Source organism: Xenorhabdus littoralis (assembly GCF_033949345.1).
GTDB lineage: Bacteria > Pseudomonadota > Gammaproteobacteria > Enterobacterales > Enterobacteriaceae > Xenorhabdus > Xenorhabdus littoralis.
The window spans coordinates 15,373-32,287 of sequence record NZ_VCDP01000033.1 but is presented as its reverse complement, the minus strand read 5'-3'; the positions used below and the strand labels follow the sequence as shown (position 1 = coordinate 32,287).

General features: G+C 42.6%; 17 protein-coding genes and 1 pseudogene. 5 read left to right on the top strand and 13 right to left on the bottom strand.

The genetic code is table 11. The features are described 5' to 3' along the window. Position 1: 1 nt before the first annotated feature. Together FE394_RS09750 and FE394_RS20115 are read right to left on the bottom strand one after the other, a co-directional pair. Positions 2-793, bottom strand: a complete 792-nt coding sequence (locus FE394_RS09750) for a Thoeris anti-defense Tad2 family protein (protein WP_474068163.1) — start codon at positions 791-793, stop codon at positions 2-4. After that, positions 785-1,066, bottom strand: a pseudogene (locus FE394_RS20115) (Thoeris anti-defense Tad2 family protein); the annotation flags it as partial. The gene FE394_RS09750 and the pseudogene FE394_RS20115, both read right to left, overlap by 9 nt. Positions 1,067-1,558: 492 nt before the next feature. On the opposite strand from FE394_RS20115, the gene FE394_RS09745 reads away from it, so the two are divergent. Next, positions 1,559-1,903, top strand: coding sequence for a RidA family protein (locus FE394_RS09745; RefSeq protein ID WP_319926194.1), 345 nt, complete (start codon positions 1,559-1,561; stop codon positions 1,901-1,903). A gap of 108 nt (positions 1,904-2,011) precedes the next feature. On the opposite strand, the gene mdtI is transcribed toward FE394_RS09745, so the two are convergent. From mdtI to zwf, 4 genes are all read right to left on the bottom strand, one after another. Further along, positions 2,012-2,344 carry a multidrug/spermidine efflux SMR transporter subunit MdtI gene (gene mdtI / locus FE394_RS09740; RefSeq protein ID WP_319926193.1) on the bottom strand — a complete coding sequence of 111 codons (333 nt, stop codon included), beginning with the start codon at positions 2,342-2,344 and terminating at the stop codon, positions 2,012-2,014. 1 nt (position 2,345) lies between these two features. Further along, the gene (mdtJ, locus tag FE394_RS09735) at positions 2,346-2,732 is read right to left on the bottom strand and encodes a multidrug/spermidine efflux SMR transporter subunit MdtJ (RefSeq protein WP_319926192.1); all 387 of its coding nucleotides are present in this window, start codon (positions 2,730-2,732) and stop codon (positions 2,346-2,348) included. Between the two features lie 439 nt (positions 2,733-3,171). Next, positions 3,172-3,903 carry a hypothetical protein gene (locus tag FE394_RS09730; RefSeq protein WP_319926191.1) on the bottom strand — a complete coding sequence of 244 codons (732 nt, stop codon included), beginning with the start codon at positions 3,901-3,903 and terminating at the stop codon, positions 3,172-3,174. 199 nt (positions 3,904-4,102) lie between these two features. Further along, positions 4,103-5,578: a glucose-6-phosphate dehydrogenase gene (gene zwf / locus FE394_RS09725; RefSeq protein ID WP_319926190.1), complete on the bottom strand. Its 1,476-nt coding sequence runs from the start codon at positions 5,576-5,578 to the stop codon at positions 4,103-4,105. Between the two features lie 427 nt (positions 5,579-6,005). Here zwf and FE394_RS09720 point away from each other — a divergent pair, with 427 nt between their 5' ends. Continuing rightward, positions 6,006-6,854: a MurR/RpiR family transcriptional regulator gene (locus FE394_RS09720; RefSeq protein WP_319926189.1), complete on the top strand. Its 849-nt coding sequence runs from the start codon at positions 6,006-6,008 to the stop codon at positions 6,852-6,854. Between the two features lie 225 nt (positions 6,855-7,079). Beyond that, entirely contained in the window at positions 7,080-8,522 is a 1,443-nt protein-coding gene (gene pyk / locus FE394_RS09715; RefSeq protein WP_319926188.1) for a pyruvate kinase, read from the top strand. A gap of 69 nt (positions 8,523-8,591) precedes the next feature. On the opposite strand, the gene lpxM is transcribed toward pyk, so the two are convergent. From lpxM to znuA, 3 genes are all read right to left on the bottom strand, one after another. Further along, positions 8,592-9,560, bottom strand: a complete 969-nt coding sequence (gene lpxM, locus FE394_RS09710) for a lauroyl-Kdo(2)-lipid IV(A) myristoyltransferase (RefSeq protein WP_319926187.1) — start codon at positions 9,558-9,560, stop codon at positions 8,592-8,594. 123 nt (positions 9,561-9,683) lie between these two features. Further along, positions 9,684-10,997, bottom strand: coding sequence for a murein DD-endopeptidase MepM (gene mepM, locus FE394_RS09705; RefSeq protein ID WP_319926186.1), 1,314 nt, complete (start codon positions 10,995-10,997; stop codon positions 9,684-9,686). A 20-nt stretch (positions 10,998-11,017) separates the two neighbouring features. Continuing rightward, complete coding sequence (gene znuA, locus FE394_RS09700; protein ID WP_319926185.1) at positions 11,018-11,974, bottom strand: zinc ABC transporter substrate-binding protein ZnuA; 957 nt, start codon at positions 11,972-11,974, stop codon at positions 11,018-11,020. Positions 11,975-12,051: 77 nt separating this feature from the next. On the opposite strand from znuA, the gene znuC reads away from it, so the two are divergent. Further along, positions 12,052-12,810 (top strand): zinc ABC transporter ATP-binding protein ZnuC, encoded by a 759-nt coding sequence (gene znuC / locus FE394_RS09695; RefSeq protein WP_319926216.1) that lies wholly within the window; start codon positions 12,052-12,054, stop codon positions 12,808-12,810. Beyond that, on the top strand, positions 12,807-13,592 hold the full coding sequence (znuB, locus tag FE394_RS09690) for a zinc ABC transporter permease subunit ZnuB (RefSeq protein WP_319926184.1): 786 nt from the start codon (positions 12,807-12,809) through the stop codon (positions 13,590-13,592). Before znuC ends, znuB begins: the two co-directional genes overlap by 4 nt. A 204-nt stretch (positions 13,593-13,796) precedes the next feature. Here znuB and ruvB read toward each other — a convergent pair whose 3' ends face one another. The 4 genes from ruvB to FE394_RS09670 form a co-directional block, all read right to left on the bottom strand. Continuing rightward, the gene (gene ruvB, locus FE394_RS09685) at positions 13,797-14,804 is read right to left on the bottom strand and encodes a Holliday junction branch migration DNA helicase RuvB (protein ID WP_319926183.1); all 1,008 of its coding nucleotides are present in this window, start codon (positions 14,802-14,804) and stop codon (positions 13,797-13,799) included. A 16-nt stretch (positions 14,805-14,820) separates the two neighbouring features. Continuing rightward, positions 14,821-15,438 carry a Holliday junction branch migration protein RuvA gene (gene ruvA / locus FE394_RS09680; protein WP_319926182.1) on the bottom strand — a complete coding sequence of 206 codons (618 nt, stop codon included), beginning with the start codon at positions 15,436-15,438 and terminating at the stop codon, positions 14,821-14,823. A gap of 80 nt (positions 15,439-15,518) precedes the next feature. After that, entirely contained in the window at positions 15,519-16,040 is a 522-nt protein-coding gene (gene ruvC, locus FE394_RS09675; protein WP_319926181.1) for a crossover junction endodeoxyribonuclease RuvC, read from the bottom strand. A gap of 106 nt (positions 16,041-16,146) precedes the next feature. Beyond that, positions 16,147-16,890 carry a YebC/PmpR family DNA-binding transcriptional regulator gene (locus FE394_RS09670; RefSeq protein ID WP_319926180.1) on the bottom strand — a complete coding sequence of 248 codons (744 nt, stop codon included), beginning with the start codon at positions 16,888-16,890 and terminating at the stop codon, positions 16,147-16,149. Between the last annotated feature and the right edge of the window lie 25 nt (positions 16,891-16,915).

Below are 16,915 nucleotides of genomic sequence, written 5' to 3'. Positions count from 1 at the left end.
GTTATTTCCAGTTGAAGCAAAAATGCAGTGTATTGTCTACGTTTTGTTTCAACAAAGTAGTCAGTTTTGTTGCATCATCGTTAGTATACAGTCCAGTGAATTCGTATTTTTTTTGCCCAACCTTAAAACCTTCTTTGGCACGTCCAAGAGAATAAGATACACCATTGGCAATTACAGTTAGCTCTTTTCCGAATAATTCTTTCATCTTCTGATAACCTTCTTGATTGTTACCAGAGGAGACTCTAACATCAATTTCCGTGCCATTACCCCATCCTACGAAAAATGGAAAACTCTTAATATCTGTTTTATTTTGGAAGTTAGTCAAATCACCAAAAGGAGGTATTTCCTCAAGTGTCAGCTCCTCGTCAGCAAGATATCCCCAAAGTTGCTTCGCAACATCCTCAGTAGCAATCTTAGTCCCTACCTTAAGATCAAAAGACAGCATGCAATCAACAGGCTTTGGTTTAATGTCCTCTGTCTTTACCAACTTCCAATCACAGGCCATCAAGTCTTCTTGCGTTGGCGTCCAGGATTCAAAATGACCATCTTTAGGCATGATCTCTATATGGGCGTTTTCTTCGCCCCCATCAGGTCTTTTTCCTTTAGGGACAAAATAGAGATATTCATCGGGGCTATGCCAACCATTGCGATGCACTTTCTTCCCTAAATACATCTGGATAAACGCCCAGGGCAATGAACCTTCAATGGCGGCCAACTTGTATTGACTTGGGTTAAAGGGGCATTGGATATCAGGTTGACTATCCGCTTTGAGTAAGTCCCAATCACATTCCACCAGATCATCTTGGATTGGCGTCCAAATTGTAGGACCATCTTCTTTATCATATTTCTCAAGGAGTGGCTTGAATCCTCCCGATGCAGGAAGGAGGCGAATATATGCATCAGCCACATCCCAGGCACGGCGATGTACTCTTCTTCCCAAATATATCTGAATCATCGCCCACGGGAATGAGCCAATGGGGACAATTTCATTACTCTTATATTGATCAGGGTTCAATGGACATTTGAGAACAGTTTGTAAATTATCTGGCTTATTAATTTCAGACATAAATCCCTCACTTATTATTTGTTAAAGTTCAAGGTCATTTATCTTACTAATAAACAGCCAGTCAATATTACTTAAGTCGGATTTTTACTTCAACCTAATACCATTAAACAGATATTAATACGTCTTAATATCGGGTGACGTATTATAAAATCTGACTATCCGCAGTCATGATCATCGGTTGGGGTGTAAATTCAAAGTTTGCTGCTGATAAAAAAGCTTCGCGTGATTAGCGAAGTCTTGAATATGTGCCATGCCGGCCATTAATCAGATGGTAACTGGGTTGAACTAACCAGAATTACCGGAGAGTTGGAAATCATTATCCGTGATAAAAAGTGATATTCATCTAAACATTCCGGATTCTTGTGGTATTTTGAACTACTGCATTTTTTACAGGCGTTGAGTTTTCAATAAAATGTGGCAAAATTACGCCAATACTGAGTTGTAATAGCTACTCAATTCAGTAAAAAATTGTGTGAATTAACAGGAAATTTAATGACTATTAAACGTATTGATCCAGACACCCGTTGGTCAGAAGCGGTCGTTTATAATGACACCATTTATTATACCAGCGTGCCAGAAAAGCTGTGCGGTGATATTACAGAGCAAACCGCCGATACACTGGCAGCCATTGATACCCTGTTGCACCGCCTTGGATCAGATAAAAGCAAAATTTTGGATGCTACAATTTTTCTGGCAGATAAAACTGACTTTGCGGGCATGAATGACGCTTGGGATGCATGGGTTGTTGCCGGAAGCGCACCTGTCCGCTGTACCGTTCAGGCTGAATTGATGAATCCAGAGTATAAAGTCGAAATCAAAATTATCGCCGCTTTATAATCTACTCTCATCACAACTCAAATGGCATTGAGTGAATGATAAGGCACTCAATGCCATTTGGGATGGCTGAATTTAACGCACTTAAACGTAATTTCACCGTATAAAAAATCAGGCCATTTTGATCATTACCATGCCAATCAGCAGCAGCATAATACCGCCCCATCCCTTAATATTCAGTCTTTGATTAAACATGATCCAGCCTGCTGCCACCGTAGCGATAATACCAAATGCTCCCCATAGAGCATAAGCGATAGAAAGCTCAATACCTTTAACTGCCTGAGCCAACGCACTAAATGCACCCAAAACAGCAATCAAAGATAAAATACCCATCCAAAAACGCTGAAAACCATTAGATAGCTTTAGTAAAATGTTCGCAATAATTTCCAGAAAAACAGCCAAAATCAAGAATGCAGCATGCCACCATTCAAATTGCGTTAACATATCATGCCTCCGTGATTTGTTTGTTAGTGGTGCTGACTGATAGCTTGTCTATACTCTCATCCGGCGCTTTTTTTGATCCTATTTTAATCAGAATAATTCCAGCTATCAGCAGTATCAACCCACCTATTTTCATCAATGAAAGTGACTCGTTGAACCACATGACACTAAAAGTAGTAATACACAGGATACCTATGCCTTCCCATAAGGCATAAGCCACTCCCAACGCTACTTTTTTCACAGCAATTGCCAGTAAAATATAAGACGTTGTGATCATGGTATACATCACAAACATACCGGTAAAATCACCTGAAATACTGGCTTGTTTCATTGACAGAGTACCAATCACTTCTGTCACAATCGCCAGTGCAAGAAATATCCAATAAATCATTTTTTTCTCCTGAACACACTATAAGCATGCCAAGATATCAAGCAATAAATGTCACAAGATCAGCGGTAAACACAAGGACGTGATATCAGGATCAAACTGACGTTTTAACGAAATATTTTGGCAAATGGGAATCGCCGGTAAAAAAACCGGTTAACAGGAGAAGGCCCTAAAGGGCGCCGCACCAGTAGTGCTCACTGGATAAGATAGTTGAGAGGAAGAAAACGTGGGTACAACGTTGAATTTTATTACTGTGTTGAATGTTGACGCTTTTGGCGCTATTCATGATATTTTATTCTTACATCACACGATAATCACTGTGCGATATACTACGAACCCTCATGTTAGTGGTATTAATAACTGGCATACTTTTACCATAGCCCGAAATAAAAAGCAACAAACTATCAATACCTCAGTAAGACTATAAAAAATAATTTTATAATTAGACCAGTCTGAACAGTTTTCGAGGCAATATATGATCAGTGGCCTTAAATTTTAATACTGGATCACCACGAGGACGATAGTGACCACTGCGGTTATTCCACATTGTTAATTTACCATTCATGAAAAAAAGCTCTCCCGCTAACAACACCGGGTATTGGGCATAATCAATTTCTTCATTATTTATCTGGGAAGTATTGCCATCACAGCGATATAGTAGAAGTCTGGCCTTGATTACCGATGAATGTCCCAACATTGGAAACGAAGTACCATCACCACGGCAACATACGATTATCTGGGAAAGATCAGAATAGATAACATATAAATAACTCCCGTTTGGGACATGTGTTTCTATTTGATTCACGCATTTCATACGATAATAAGCATCATTATTTTCTTCTGAATAATGGTGAATACGTTCAAGGATATAAATTTCATCCAACGTTGCGTGTGGTTGTTGCGGCTTTAACGGCCATTTTCCCTTCTCTCCATTGCGTTTGGTATCAAATAAGTCTAAACAATTATGGTTGATTATATTCATCTTATTTTCATAAACTTCAAGGAGGCTTGTAAGTGGCTTTTTGGGGGCATCTTTATAATAACGCTTAATCCGGTTAGATGCCCACTGATCCCCAATACTTTCACCATTTTCTCCTCCTGCGCGATTTCCCAATCCACACGTCAATAGCCTCCGGGTACACCAGGATTTTCTGTTGTTATTATCATTACGCATATTCTCTACCTATTGAATCATACTCAAGTGATGGCTGATTAATAACTCAACGAAACTTATTTTCATGTGATGAATATCAAAACATTTAAAAAACATTCCGGAATAAAAAATAACCATAAACAAAAACAGCCGGACATTAAGTCCGGCTGTTTAAATATTTTTGCTGAGTAAAATGAGTTCAGACTAAATAATATGCTAGTTACTCAAATTCATTCCAAGAGCGACCATCACGAGTAATTAGGGCAATCGAAGCCACAGGTCCCCAAGTTCCCGCCTGATAAGGCTTTGGTGGTTCATTATCCGATGCCCATGCTTCCATGATGGAATCTACCCATTTCCATGCTTCTTCTACTTCATCACGACGGACGAACAATGCCTGAATTCCCCGCATGGCTTCCAACAGCAATCTTTCGTAGGCATCGGCAAGATGTTTTTGATTAAATGTTTCGGAAAAACTCAGATCCAGTTTAGTTGTCTGCAAACGGTGTTTATGTTCCAGACCCGGTGCCTTATTCAGCACGTCGATATCAATGCCTTCATCCGGTTGTAAACGGATCGTCAATTTGTTCTGTGGTAATTGCTGGTAGGATTCTGCAAAAAGATTCAAAGAAGGCTCTTTGAAATAGACAACAACTTCGGAGCATTTTGCGGGTAAACGTTTCCCTGTTCTGAGGTAGAAAGGTACTCCAGACCAACGCCAATCATCAATATCGACACGAATAGATACAAAACTTTCTGTTTTACTGGCTTTATTCGCCCCTTCCTCTTCCAGATAACCAGGAACTTTTTTACCATGAACAAAACCGGCGGTATATTGGCCGCGAACCGTTTTTTCGCGCACGTTGGTATGATCAATCCGGCGTAATGAACGCAACACTTTCACTTTCTCATCACGAATGCGGTCTGCCGTCAGGTCAGCCGGTGGTGACATGGCAATCATAGTTAAAATTTGCAGAAGGTGATTCTGGATCATGTCACGCATCTGGCCAGCCTGATCAAAATAGCCCCAACGCCCTTCGATACCGACTTCTTCAGCAACAGTGATTTGCACATGATCAATCGTGCGATGATCCCAGTTATTAACAAACAATGAGTTAGCAAAACGCAGGGCCAATAAGTTCAGTACGGTTTCTTTCCCCAAGTAATGGTCAATGCGATAAATTTGTTTCTCATTGAAGTACTTAGCGACTTCATCATTAATGGCTATGGAAGAGTCAAGATCGGTTCCCAGCGGTTTTTCCATTACAACGCGGTTGGGTTCTTTATTCAGCCCCGCAGCCCCTAATCCATGACACACTGCGCCAAACGTACTTGGAGGCATGGCAAAATAGTGAATGGTCGGCAAATTATCCTTATCAAGAATTTTTGCCAATTGAGTGAAGTGATCCGTTTCATTAACGTCCAAATTACAGAATTCCAGACGTGAACTGAGCTTCTTCCACAATTCTGTGTCCAATTTTTCGGACATAAATGTAGTCAACGCTTCTTCAACAACTTTGGTATAGGCTTTTTTATCCCAGTCAGCACGGCCGACGCCGATAATCCGTGTATCTGGATGGATATACCCCGCTTTCTCTAACTGGTACAAGGAAGGCATTAATTTCCGGCGTGCTAAGTCTCCTTTCGCCCCAAAAATCACCAAATTACAAGCCTGAGCTGTAGACGTCACCGCCATGTTGCATCTCCTCAATTACGGAATATTGTAATTTTTTTACAAAATCTGCGGGTAATGTACTCTTTTGATTATAAGCAGTAAACACTGATTTCATGTATACCTTACGCCTTTCAAGCTACTGCTTTGTTGGTTTTCATGCGGAATCTATTGTCATGCAGGTTTACATTTTTCATTCCCCGCTTTACATTCACCACTGAAACATGGACAAAGTTTATACCGTACAATCAAAACAGATTGAAAATTTACAACGTTTAAGAAGTAATCTTACCAATTTGAAAGTTAGACACTTGTCATATTTTTATGAAAAATATCAAATTATCTGATTGTTTCCACTGCCAGCTTTCAGTAACAAGTAGTATATTTTCATCAAAATGACATGGATCTCTCCTGTTAAAGAAATCGTTAAAACCGAGGTGAACTGCGTTTTATGAATATACTGGAACGGCTCCAAAATAGTCTTGATATTTTGAGTAAGTCAGAAAAAAAGGTTGCGCAGGTTATCCTTGATTCACCACAAACGGCTATCCATTCAAGTATTGCTACTCTGGCTAAAATGGCGAATGTGAGTGAACCGACAGTCAATCGTTTTTGTCATCGCATGGACACCAAAGGATTCCCCGATTTTAAATTGCATCTGGCACAAAGCATTGCCAACGGTACGCCATACGTAAATCGCAACGTAGAGGAAAGTGACAGCGTCATCTCTTATACCAATAAAATTTTCGAATCAGTTATGGCGAATCTGGAAACAGTCAAAAGTAATCTGGATATTTCAGCGATTAATCGGGCCGTTGATTTATTGACCCAGGCCAGAAAACTCTCTTTCTTTGGCTTGGGTGCATCTGCCGCTGTTGCCCATGATGCCATGAACAAATTTTTTCGTTTCAATATTCCGGTAACCTATTTTGACGATATTGTAATGCAGCGAATGAGCTGTATTAACAGTACGGAAGGTGATGTTGTCGTATTGATCTCTCATACAGGACGAACTAAAAGCCTCGTGGAAATCGCTAAGCTGGCCCGAGAAAATGATGCAACAGTGATTGCCATTACTTCTACAGGTTCTCCGTTGGCACATGAAGCGAGCCTCTCCATTTTGCTCGACGTTCCCGAAGATACCGATATATATATGCCAATGGTTTCCAGAATTGCTCAACTTACCATCATTGATGTGCTGGCAACCGGTTTTACGCTACGACGAGGCTCAAAATTCAGGGGTAACTTGAAGAGGGTCAAAGAAGCATTACGTAATTCGCGGTTTGATAAACATGAATAAACCAGAAAAATAGACTGTGTTTTTGTTCACTATTTATCAACTCGCCAGACTGATAGCATATGTAGACTTACCCTTGTCTGCATATTTGCAGTACAGGATTAATAATCAATAAATTATATGGTTATCTTTCAGTAATCGAAAACTCATGTACCCAATGGATTTGAAGTTGCAACGCAATCAACTTGAAAAACAGCAGGTATACTTCACAGGTCAACGGAGTAATACATGTCCAGACGGCTCAGAAGAACAAAAATAGTCACTACACTCGGCCCAGCTACAGATCGTGACAATAATCTAGAAAAAGTGATCAACGCGGGTGCCAACGTCGTCCGCCTTAATTTTTCTCACGGTACTGCGGAAGATCATATCCAACGTGCTAACAAAGTGCGCGAAATTGCCGCACGTTTAGGCTACAACGTTGCTATCCTCGGCGATCTTCAAGGGCCCAAAATACGTGTATCCACCTTTAAGGAAGGAAAAGTATTCCTCAACATCGGGGATAAATTCCTACTGGATGCTAATCTGGGTAAAGGGGAAGGTGACAAAGAAAAAGTGGGTATCGACTATAAAGGTCTACCATCTGATGTTACGACCGGTGATATCCTGCTCTTGGATGATGGGCGGGTTCAATTGAAGGTCCTGGAAGTTCAAGGAATGAAAGTCTTCACAGAAGTGACTGTAGGAGGCCCTCTTTCTAACAATAAAGGCATCAATAAACTGGGTGGTGGATTATCAGCCGAGGCTCTGACGGAAAAAGACAAGGAAGATATTGTCACAGCAGCCAAAATTGGTGTTGATTATCTTGCCGTTTCTTTCCCGCGTTCAGGCGAGGATCTGAATTATGCCCGCCGCCTCGCACGGGATGCCGGTTGTGAAACCCAAATCGTCGCCAAAGTTGAGCGGGCAGAAGCGGTCAGCAGCGACGAAATTATAGATGAAATCATTCTCGCATCTGACGTTGTCATGGTTGCCCGTGGCGATCTGGGTGTTGAAATCGGTGATCCTGAATTGGTCGGTGTACAGAAAAAACTTATCCGTCGTGCCCGCCAACTGAATCGTGTCGTAATTACCGCGACACAAATGATGGAATCCATGATTACTAACCCCATGCCGACTCGCGCTGAAGTGATGGATGTCGCTAATGCCGTGTTGGATGGCACTGATGCCGTTATGCTCTCAGCCGAAACAGCGGCAGGTCAGTATCCAGCCGAAACCGTTGCCGCTATGGCACAAGTTTGTCTTGGGGCTGAAAAAATGCCAAGCATCAATATTTCTAAACATCGCCTGGATATCACATTCGAGAGCATCGAAGAAGCTATTGCCATGTCCACCATGTATGCTGCCAACCACTTGAAAGGCGTCAAAGCCATTATTGCCATGACCGAATCAGGTCGCACGGCGCGCATGATGTCCCGCATTAGTTCTGGCTTGCCTATCTTCTCCATGTCTCGCCACGAATCGACCTTAAACCGCACCGCTTTGTACCGTGGAGTGACACCCGTTTATTGTAGTACTCATACGGATGGGATCGCAGCAGCAAACGAAGCGGTAAATCGTCTGCGTGATAAGGGCTATCTCGTCTCTGGTGATTTAGTGCTGGTGACTCAGGGTGACCAGATGGGAACGATTGGCAGTACCAATACTTGTCGCGTACTTGAAGTAGAATAATCTAAATTCGATATCCCCCTAAGCAAAGAACAATTACTCATTAGGGGGATAAAAATTCAAATTATATAATCACAGGTCATTTCTCTTATAAGGCTCAACATCGCCTTCTTTCCTCGTCTTGAGCAATTTTAATATCCATGTGTATTGCTCGGGATTAGGGGCAACCAATTCCTCTAATTCCTCATTCATGCGACGGGCAATATAGGCATCATTCTGCCCTGCAATATCATCCATCGGCGGACGAATATAAATATCCAGTTGATGGGTCTGGCAATTATAAACCGGAAATAATGGCACAACAGCCGCGCGACAAACTTTCATTAAACGCCCAACCGCAGGCAGCGTGGCTTTATAAGTGCCAAAGAAGTCAACAAATTCACTATGTTCTTCGCCATGATCCTGATCGGGTAAATAATATCCCCAAAAACCATCACGTATTGATGCGATAAAGGGTTTAATCCCTGCATCACGGGAATGTAGCTGTCCCCCAAAGTGTTGGCGGGCTTTATTCCACAAATAATCAGCAACAGGGTTACTCTGATGGTTAAACATACCTGATATTTTGTAACCACGGGCGGCCAGAAGCATAGCAGGAATATCAATGGCCCAACCATGGGGAACCATCAGGATGACATTTTTCCCTTGTGCTTTTAAAGTATGAAAAATTTCCTCACCGTGCCACTGAGTACGCTTCAGCGTCGATTCAGCGCCTTTTAAACAAAGTTCCACCAGCATAACAAATGACTGGGGCGCACTGGCAAACATCTTGTCAATCAAGTCTTCACGCTGTTGTTCCGTTAATTCAGGAAAACAATAAATTAAATTGATCTTTGCCCTGCGGCGGGCACTTTTCGCTTTTCTGCCAGCCCAGACACCTATCTTAGCCAGGAATGGATCACGCCATTTTACCGGGATGTAAGCTAACCCGGCCAATACTCCCACGCCAGCCCACAGCCCCCAATAACGAGGATGCAAATAAGAACGATGAAACTTAGGGATATATCCCGATTTAATATCTGTATCTTTGTCTTTATTCATGAGCTAACTCTAATGATTCCAACTTTCGCTTTCAAGACTCAAATCTACAACAAAAAATAACACAAAGGCGGATGATACCAATCATCCGCCTTTGTGTCTGTCAATAATCGAAAGCCTGTATATTCAGTCTAACAGCAGTTGAGGTTTAATTTCCTTAACCATCGCTATGTATTCAGTACGATCTTGACCATTTAATCCACCAGAACGCGGTAGTTTCGCCGTTAGTGGGTTAACAGGTTGCTGATTGTCCCAGAATTCAAAATGTAAATGTGGGCCGGTTGAACGACCTGTATTCCCGGATAACGCAATACGTTCCCCTCGCTTCACTTTCTGGCCGGGTTTCACCAATAACTTTCTCAAATGCATATATCGGGTGGTATATTGACGCCCATGTCGAATTGCAATGAAATTTCCTGCCGCCCCATCAAATTTGGAGACGATCACTTCTCCATCACCCACTGCCAAAACTGGCGTTCCGACAGGCATAGCGAAATCAACGCCTTTGTGGGCAGTGATCCGCCCTGTAACCGGGTTTAAGCGGCGTGGATTAAAAGAAGATGATACTCTGAACTGTTTAGTCGTAGGAAAACGCAAGAAGCCACGCTCTAAGCCAGAAGCATTACTATCATAGAAACGGCCGTCGTCAGCACGGAAGGCATAATAATCAGTTCCGCCGCTCTGTAGGCGAACACCCAACAACTGACTCTGCTCACTTTTTCCATCAAGCATTTCACGAGACATCAATACAGAAAAACGATCACCTTTACGCAATTTACGAAAATCTATCTGCCATTGTAGTGCTTTCGTTACTTCTCTGGCTTCACCGCTCGTTAATCCAGCAGTAAGGGCACTTCCGTTAAAGCTGCCATCAACAAATCCTGTGATGACACTATTTTTCCATTCCCCTTTCTGGAATTCTTTTGTTTCCTTGAAAGTATCGCCTTCACGGATATATGTGCGGGTTTCACGCCGGGATATATCCCACGTCAGCGTTTTCAAATTACCATTATCATCAATACTCCATGTCAATGACTGACCAATCCCTAAATTACGCAACGATTTATATTGATTTGCCAGCAAAGCAACATCAGAGGAATCTATCCCAAACTGCGTTAAAATCGAGCTTAAGGTGTCACCATTGGAAACAACATATTGGTGAGGAACATTTGCGATTGCATCAGAACCGCTATCTTCATCCCCGATTCCCTCATCGGGAAACTGCTCATTCATATCCCCGACAACATCATCGGTCGCGTCCGGGATGGTACTGGGAGTACTGAGAATAATGCTATCTGTATGTTCTTCTCTCTCATGATAAACAACCGGCCGCCACACTGCGACGGCTAAAGTGACTAACGTCAAAGATCCAAGCATGATCTTGTGTGGTTTCGGCAGGTTGCTGTATACCAGAGCGATAGTTTTAGCTATCTGCTGCACTAATAAAATTCCTTATAGTACTAATTCAGGCAGCTCGCGTATTGCTTCGACAACTGAGTTATAAATTTCATATAGCTGTCCTTATTCAATACGATGCCACTTCCCAAAGGGTCAAGTGTTCCGATACGTACATCCGTACCTTTTGCTATGGCATGAATGACGGCTGGCCTGAATTGAGGTTCAGCAAAAATACACTTCACTTTCTGCTCAACCAATTGTGTTCGTATGTAATGTAATTTCTGTGCTCCGGGTTGTATTTCAGGGTTGACCGTAAAAACACCCAGTGGAGCCAGCTGATAATGTTTTTCAAAATAGCCATATGCATCGTGAAAAACAAAATATCCCTGTTTTTTTACAGGTTTTAAAATATTAGCAATATTCTTATCAGTTTGTATGAGCTGTCCATTGAATTTACGTAGGTTTACTTCTAATTGTTCCTTTTCTTGAGGATATTGCTCAACAAGTCGATCATATATTGCCTGAGCCGCTTTCTCTGCAATCTCTGGAGAAAGCCAAATATGCATATTATATTCACCATGATGATGATGTTCGTGATCTGATTCATGTTTATGCTGATTCGATTCACTTGAATCATTGCCATCTTCATCATTTTTCAATAATAGCGGTTTAATCGTTGATAATTCAGCCAATGCCAGTTGTTTATTCTGTTCAATTTTAGTTATCGGCTTCACCAAAAAATTTTCTATATCTGGACCGATCCAGACAAACAAATCAGCCTGATTAATTTTACGAACATCCAAAGGACGTAAAGCATAATCATGGGGTGATGCACCATCAGGCAAAAGGACCTCAGTGTTTGTTACACCATCAGCAATAGCTGCTGCAATAAAACCCAACGGACGAATAGAAGTAACAACATCTGCCTGTGCAGCGTTATTCACTCCAACTACCAATATAGTTGCCAGCGCAATTTTATTAAAAAACTTATGCGCGTATTTCTGTGGTTTGTGTAACATAATATGAATATTCCATGCAAAAAAATCGAGTAATGTTATACTATTACAATCAGATGATTCTGCAAGACACTTTTAACATATCAACTATGATCACCCTAAAAAATATTACGGTTGAGTTTGGTAACCGCAAGGTATTAAACAACATTTCTTTCAATCTCAAACAAGGAAAAATCCTGACACTCATTGGCCCCAATGGAGCGGGAAAATCAACGCTGGTTCGGGTCGTTCTGAATTTAATTCAACCCACCTCAGGCACTATCGAACAAAGCCAGGGATTGAAAATTGGTTACGTTCCGCAGAAACTGAACCTTGACCCCACTCTGCCCCTGACAGTTAAACGTTTCATGATGCTAAGACCCAACGTGAAATCAGCAGATATCATACCTGTATTAGATCGGGTCAAAGCTGCCCATTTATTGGCTCAGCCTATGCAAAAACTGTCAGGTGGAGAAACCCAGCGAGTTTTACTTGCCAGAGCCTTGCTCAATCATCCTCAGCTTTTAGTTCTTGATGAGCCAACACAAGGTGTAGATGTAAACGGCCAACTGGCACTTTACGATTTAATTAATCAAATCAGAACAGAACTTAATTGCGCTGTACTTATGGTATCCCATGATCTGCACTTGGTAATGGCTAAAACAGATGAAGTTTTATGCCTTAATCAACATATTTGCTGTTCTGGAACACCAGAGGTCGTATCAATGCATCCAGAATTCATCGCAATGTTCGGACGTCATGGCGCAGAGCAACTGGCGGTTTATCGGCATCATCACAATCATCAGCATGATCTGAAAGGAAAAATTATTTTGAAAAATGGCGGAGAACCACGTCGATGATTGAGTTATTACTTCCCGGCTGGTTAGCGGGTGTTTTCTTGGCTATTGCCGCAGGGCCTCTTGGTTCTTTCGTTGTCTGGCGCAAAATGTCCTATTTTGGTGACACACTGGCACATGCATCATTGCTGGGTGTCGCGTTTGGCTTCTTACTGAATGTGAATCCTTTTTATGCCGTTATTGCCGTCACATTAATATTGGCTGTTATTTTAGTCTGGCTCGAAAAACGCCCACAGCTTTCGGTCGACACATTATTGGGCATTCTGGCTCATAGTGCACTATCGCTGGGTTTAGTCGTCGTCAGCTTTATGACCAGTGTCCGGGTTGATATGATGGCTTATCTATTTGGCGATCTCCTGTCTGTCACTTATGAAGACCTCTGGCTTATTGCGACAGGCGTCGCGATTGTTGCCGGATTGCTAACATGGCAATGGCGGGCTTTACTATCAATGACAGTTAGTCAGGATCTGGCTTTCGTCGATGGCATTAAAATTCAACGCCTGCGTGTTTTGCTGATGCTAGTGACAGCACTAACCATCGGATTGGCAATGAAATTTGTCGGAGCCTTAATCATTACTTCTCTGTTAATTATCCCAGCCGCAACCGCACGCCGCTTCTCACGCACACCTGAGCAAATGGCTATTATCGCAATTATTGTCGGAATGTTTTCTGTTACGGGAGGATTAACTTTATCGGCATTTTATAACACACCTGCAGGGCCTTCTGTTGTGCTCGGTTCGGCTATGTTATTTGCGTTGAGTTTAATGTGTAAGACGAGAATTTAAGCAAAAAATACGATAGCATAATTGGCGTTATGCAGACGTCAAACAAAGGTTATGATTTAAAAAATCATAACCTTTGTTATAGTTGCAGATATTCTAAGGGATTGTACTCGGCGTGTATTTCTCCCATAAGCCAGCCCCGCTTTCTTCCCGTGGAACTCAGCTCTTTGGCTATTGAGCTGGCATGATATTATACAGAAACCAAGATTATTCGCTTTCTCTACTCAGACCAAAATGCCGATAAGCATGATTGGTTGCAATTCTTCCTCTTGGTGTACGCTGAATAAATCCTTGTTGGATCAAGAAAGGTTCCAACACATCTTCTATGGTTTCTCTTTCTTCACCAATCGCTGCCGCCAGGTTATCCACGCCAACTGGCCCGCCCATAAATTTATCAATAATGGCAACCAACAACTTGCGATCAAGATAGTCAAATCCTGCCGAATCTACGTTCAACATATTGAGGGCTTGCGCCGCAATATTACCATTCACTGAACCGTCACCTTTAACCTGAGCGAAATCACGCACACGACGAAGTAAACGGTTAGTAATACGGGGAGTGCCACGGGAACGCATTGCTATCTGCTTTGCCCCATCATCTGAGATACCCAGTCCCATATAATGAGCGCTGCGAGAAACAATGCTCTGTAAATCATCAACGTTATAAAATTCAAGTCGTTGTACGATACCAAATCGATCGCGCAGTGGCGACGTCAGAGAACCCGCGCGCGTGGTAGCACCAACCAATGTAAACGGAGGGAGATCAATCTTGATTGAACGAGCTGCCGGCCCTTCCCCGATCATGATATCCAGTTGATAATCTTCCATTGCGGGATAAAGAATTTCTTCCACAACCGGCGATAAACGATGGATTTCATCGATGAACAAAACATCATGAGGTTCCAGATTAGTGAGCATTGCGGCAAGATCGCCCGCCTTTTCCAGCACAGGCCCCGATGTTGTACGAAGATTAACACCCATTTCATTCGCAACAATATTTGCCAGCGTCGTTTTACCCAATCCCGGAGGGCCAAAAATCAGCAGATGATCCAACGCATCTCCACGTTGCCGGGCAGCCTGAATAAAAATCTCCATCTGTTCGCAAACATGAGGTTGGCCAACATATTCAGACAAAAATTTCGGCCGAATAGCGCGATCAATGGTTTCGTCATCTTGCAGAACTTCTGCTGAAACCAAACGGTCAGCTTCAATCATCAATTAACTCCTGCGATTACAGAGCCGCACGAAGCGCTTCTCGAATAAGGGTTTCACAATCTGCACCCGGTTTAGCAACCTTGCCCACCATTCGGCTGGCTTCCGGCGGCTTATATCCCAGAGAAACCAGTGCTGCTGCTGCTTCTGCTTCAATATCTGCATCGGAATTCGCTTGTTTGGTTGCAGCAGGTAAACTAATGTCACTACTTTGATTAAACAGATCGCCATTAAGCCCTTTAAAGCGATCTTTCATTTCTACCACCAGCCTTTCGGCTGTTTTTTTACCAACTCCCGGCAATTTAACCAAAGAAGCAATCGCTTCCTGTTCAATAGCTGTAACAAATTGTTGGGCAGACATGCCAGAAAGGATTGCCAGAGCCAGCTTTGGCCCGACACCATTCACTTTAATCAGTTCACGGAAAAGAGCACGTTCTTGTTTATCATTAAATCCGTATAATAACTGAGCATCTTCCCGCACAATAAATTGTGTAAATAAAATAGCCTCTTGGCCGATTTCAGGCAGTTCATAAAAACAGGTCATTGGCATATGAACTTCATAACCGACACCATTAGTTTCCAATAAAACCAATGGTGGCTGTTTTTCCAATACGGTTCCTCTCAAACGCCCTATCACTGTTTACCCCCTGAAAATAAAAATAAATCGTTCCGCTAGCTTATAGCACAAAAAAAACTGGACGTATATCCAGCACTCATTTATTTCAAACGCCCTCGCGTTAAATTTAATCGCACATCGCCAACCCGCAGTAGATTTTGATTGAGATGACAATGAGTAATGGCGATAGCCAGCGCATCGGCGGCATCAGCCTGTGGATTAGCAGATAATTTCAACATCGAGCGAACCATGTGCTGAATCTGGCTTTTTTCGGCCGCTCCCGTCCCAACTACAGTCTGTTTAACCTGACGGGCTGCGTACTCAAATACGGGAATAGATTGGTTAGCTGCGGCAACTATCGCTACACCACGCGCCTGCCCCAGTTTCAAAGCTGAATCCGGATTTTTCGCCATGAAAACCTGCTCTATTGCAAAAACATCCGGCTGGAATTGAGTGATGATTTCGCTAACTCCGGCATAAATCCTCTGCAACCGACTGGGTAAATCATCTACTTTTGTTCGGATACAACCGCTACCGAGATAAATAAGTTGTCGTCCCTGCTGGCGAATAACGCCATACCCCGTGACTCTGGAGCCGGGGTCAATACCAAGAATAATCGCCATATCGAACTATTCGCCCAGATCCCCGTCTATGATATGGGATAAAAACGTTAGAGAAAGTGCCCTGATACAAGGAACACTTTCTCTACGCTGTGAACCCTAATGACAATTACAACAGTGCCGCAACCTCATCAGAGATTTCACCATTGTGGTAAACCTCTTGCACATCGTCAGAATCTTCAAGCATATCGATCAGACGAAGTAATTTAGGTGCAGTTTCTGCATCCAGTTCCGCTTTGGTGGATGGGATCATGGAAACTTCAGCGGAATCAGCCTTAAAGCCTGCTGCATCCAAAGCATCTTTAACATCACCAAAAGTTTCAAATGTAGTATAGACGTCAATTGCACCATCATCATAGGTTTCAACATCATCAGCACCTGCTTCCAATGCAGCTTCCATGACTGCATCTTCATCCTGACCCGGCGCGTAAGAAATAACGCCTTTCTTGGTGAACAGATAAGAAACAGAGCCATCAGTTCCCAAGTTACCACCAGTTTTGGTAAACGCATGGCGAACATCAGAAACAGTGCGATTACGGTTATCACTCAGGCATTCAACCATAACCGCTGTACCACCAGGGCCATAGCCTTCATAAATGATGGTTTCCATGTTATCTGAATCGTCATTGCCAACACCACGAGCAATCGCACGGTTCAAGGTATCACGAGTCATGTTGTTGGACAGCGCCTTATCGATGGCTGCACGCAGACGAGGGTTAGAATCTGGATCGCCTCCGCCCAGACGCGCAGCCGTCACCAATTCACGGATAATTTTAGTAAAAATCTTACCGCGTTTTGCATCCTGCGCCGCTTTGCGGTGTTTCGTATTGGCCCATTTACTATGACCTGCCATGAAAATATCTCCGATAAAACATGTA

Coding starts and splice junctions, on each gene's coding strand:
- pyk (WP_319926188.1), top strand. CDS start 7,080: ATGTCCAGACGGCTCAGAAGAACAAAAATAGTCACTACACTCGGCCCA.
- znuA (WP_319926185.1), bottom strand. CDS start 11,974: ATGTTACACAAACCACAGAAATACGCGCATAAGTTTTTTAATAAAATT.
- ruvB (WP_319926183.1), bottom strand. CDS start 14,804: ATGATTGAAGCTGACCGTTTGGTTTCAGCAGAAGTTCTGCAAGATGAC.
- mdtI (WP_319926193.1), bottom strand. CDS start 2,344: ATGTTAACGCAATTTGAATGGTGGCATGCTGCATTCTTGATTTTGGCT.
- FE394_RS09745 (WP_319926194.1), top strand. CDS start 1,559: ATGACTATTAAACGTATTGATCCAGACACCCGTTGGTCAGAAGCGGTC.
- FE394_RS09730 (WP_319926191.1), bottom strand. CDS start 3,903: ATGCGTAATGATAATAACAACAGAAAATCCTGGTGTACCCGGAGGCTA.
- lpxM (WP_319926187.1), bottom strand. CDS start 9,560: ATGAATAAAGACAAAGATACAGATATTAAATCGGGATATATCCCTAAG.
- mdtJ (WP_319926192.1), bottom strand. CDS start 2,732: ATGATTTATTGGATATTTCTTGCACTGGCGATTGTGACAGAAGTGATT.
- FE394_RS09720 (WP_319926189.1), top strand. CDS start 6,006: ATGAATATACTGGAACGGCTCCAAAATAGTCTTGATATTTTGAGTAAG.
- zwf (WP_319926190.1), bottom strand. CDS start 5,578: ATGGCGGTGACGTCTACAGCTCAGGCTTGTAATTTGGTGATTTTTGGG.
- FE394_RS09670 (WP_319926180.1), bottom strand. CDS start 16,890: ATGGCAGGTCATAGTAAATGGGCCAATACGAAACACCGCAAAGCGGCG.
- znuB (WP_319926184.1), top strand. CDS start 12,807: ATGATTGAGTTATTACTTCCCGGCTGGTTAGCGGGTGTTTTCTTGGCT.
- ruvC (WP_319926181.1), bottom strand. CDS start 16,040: ATGGCGATTATTCTTGGTATTGACCCCGGCTCCAGAGTCACGGGGTAT.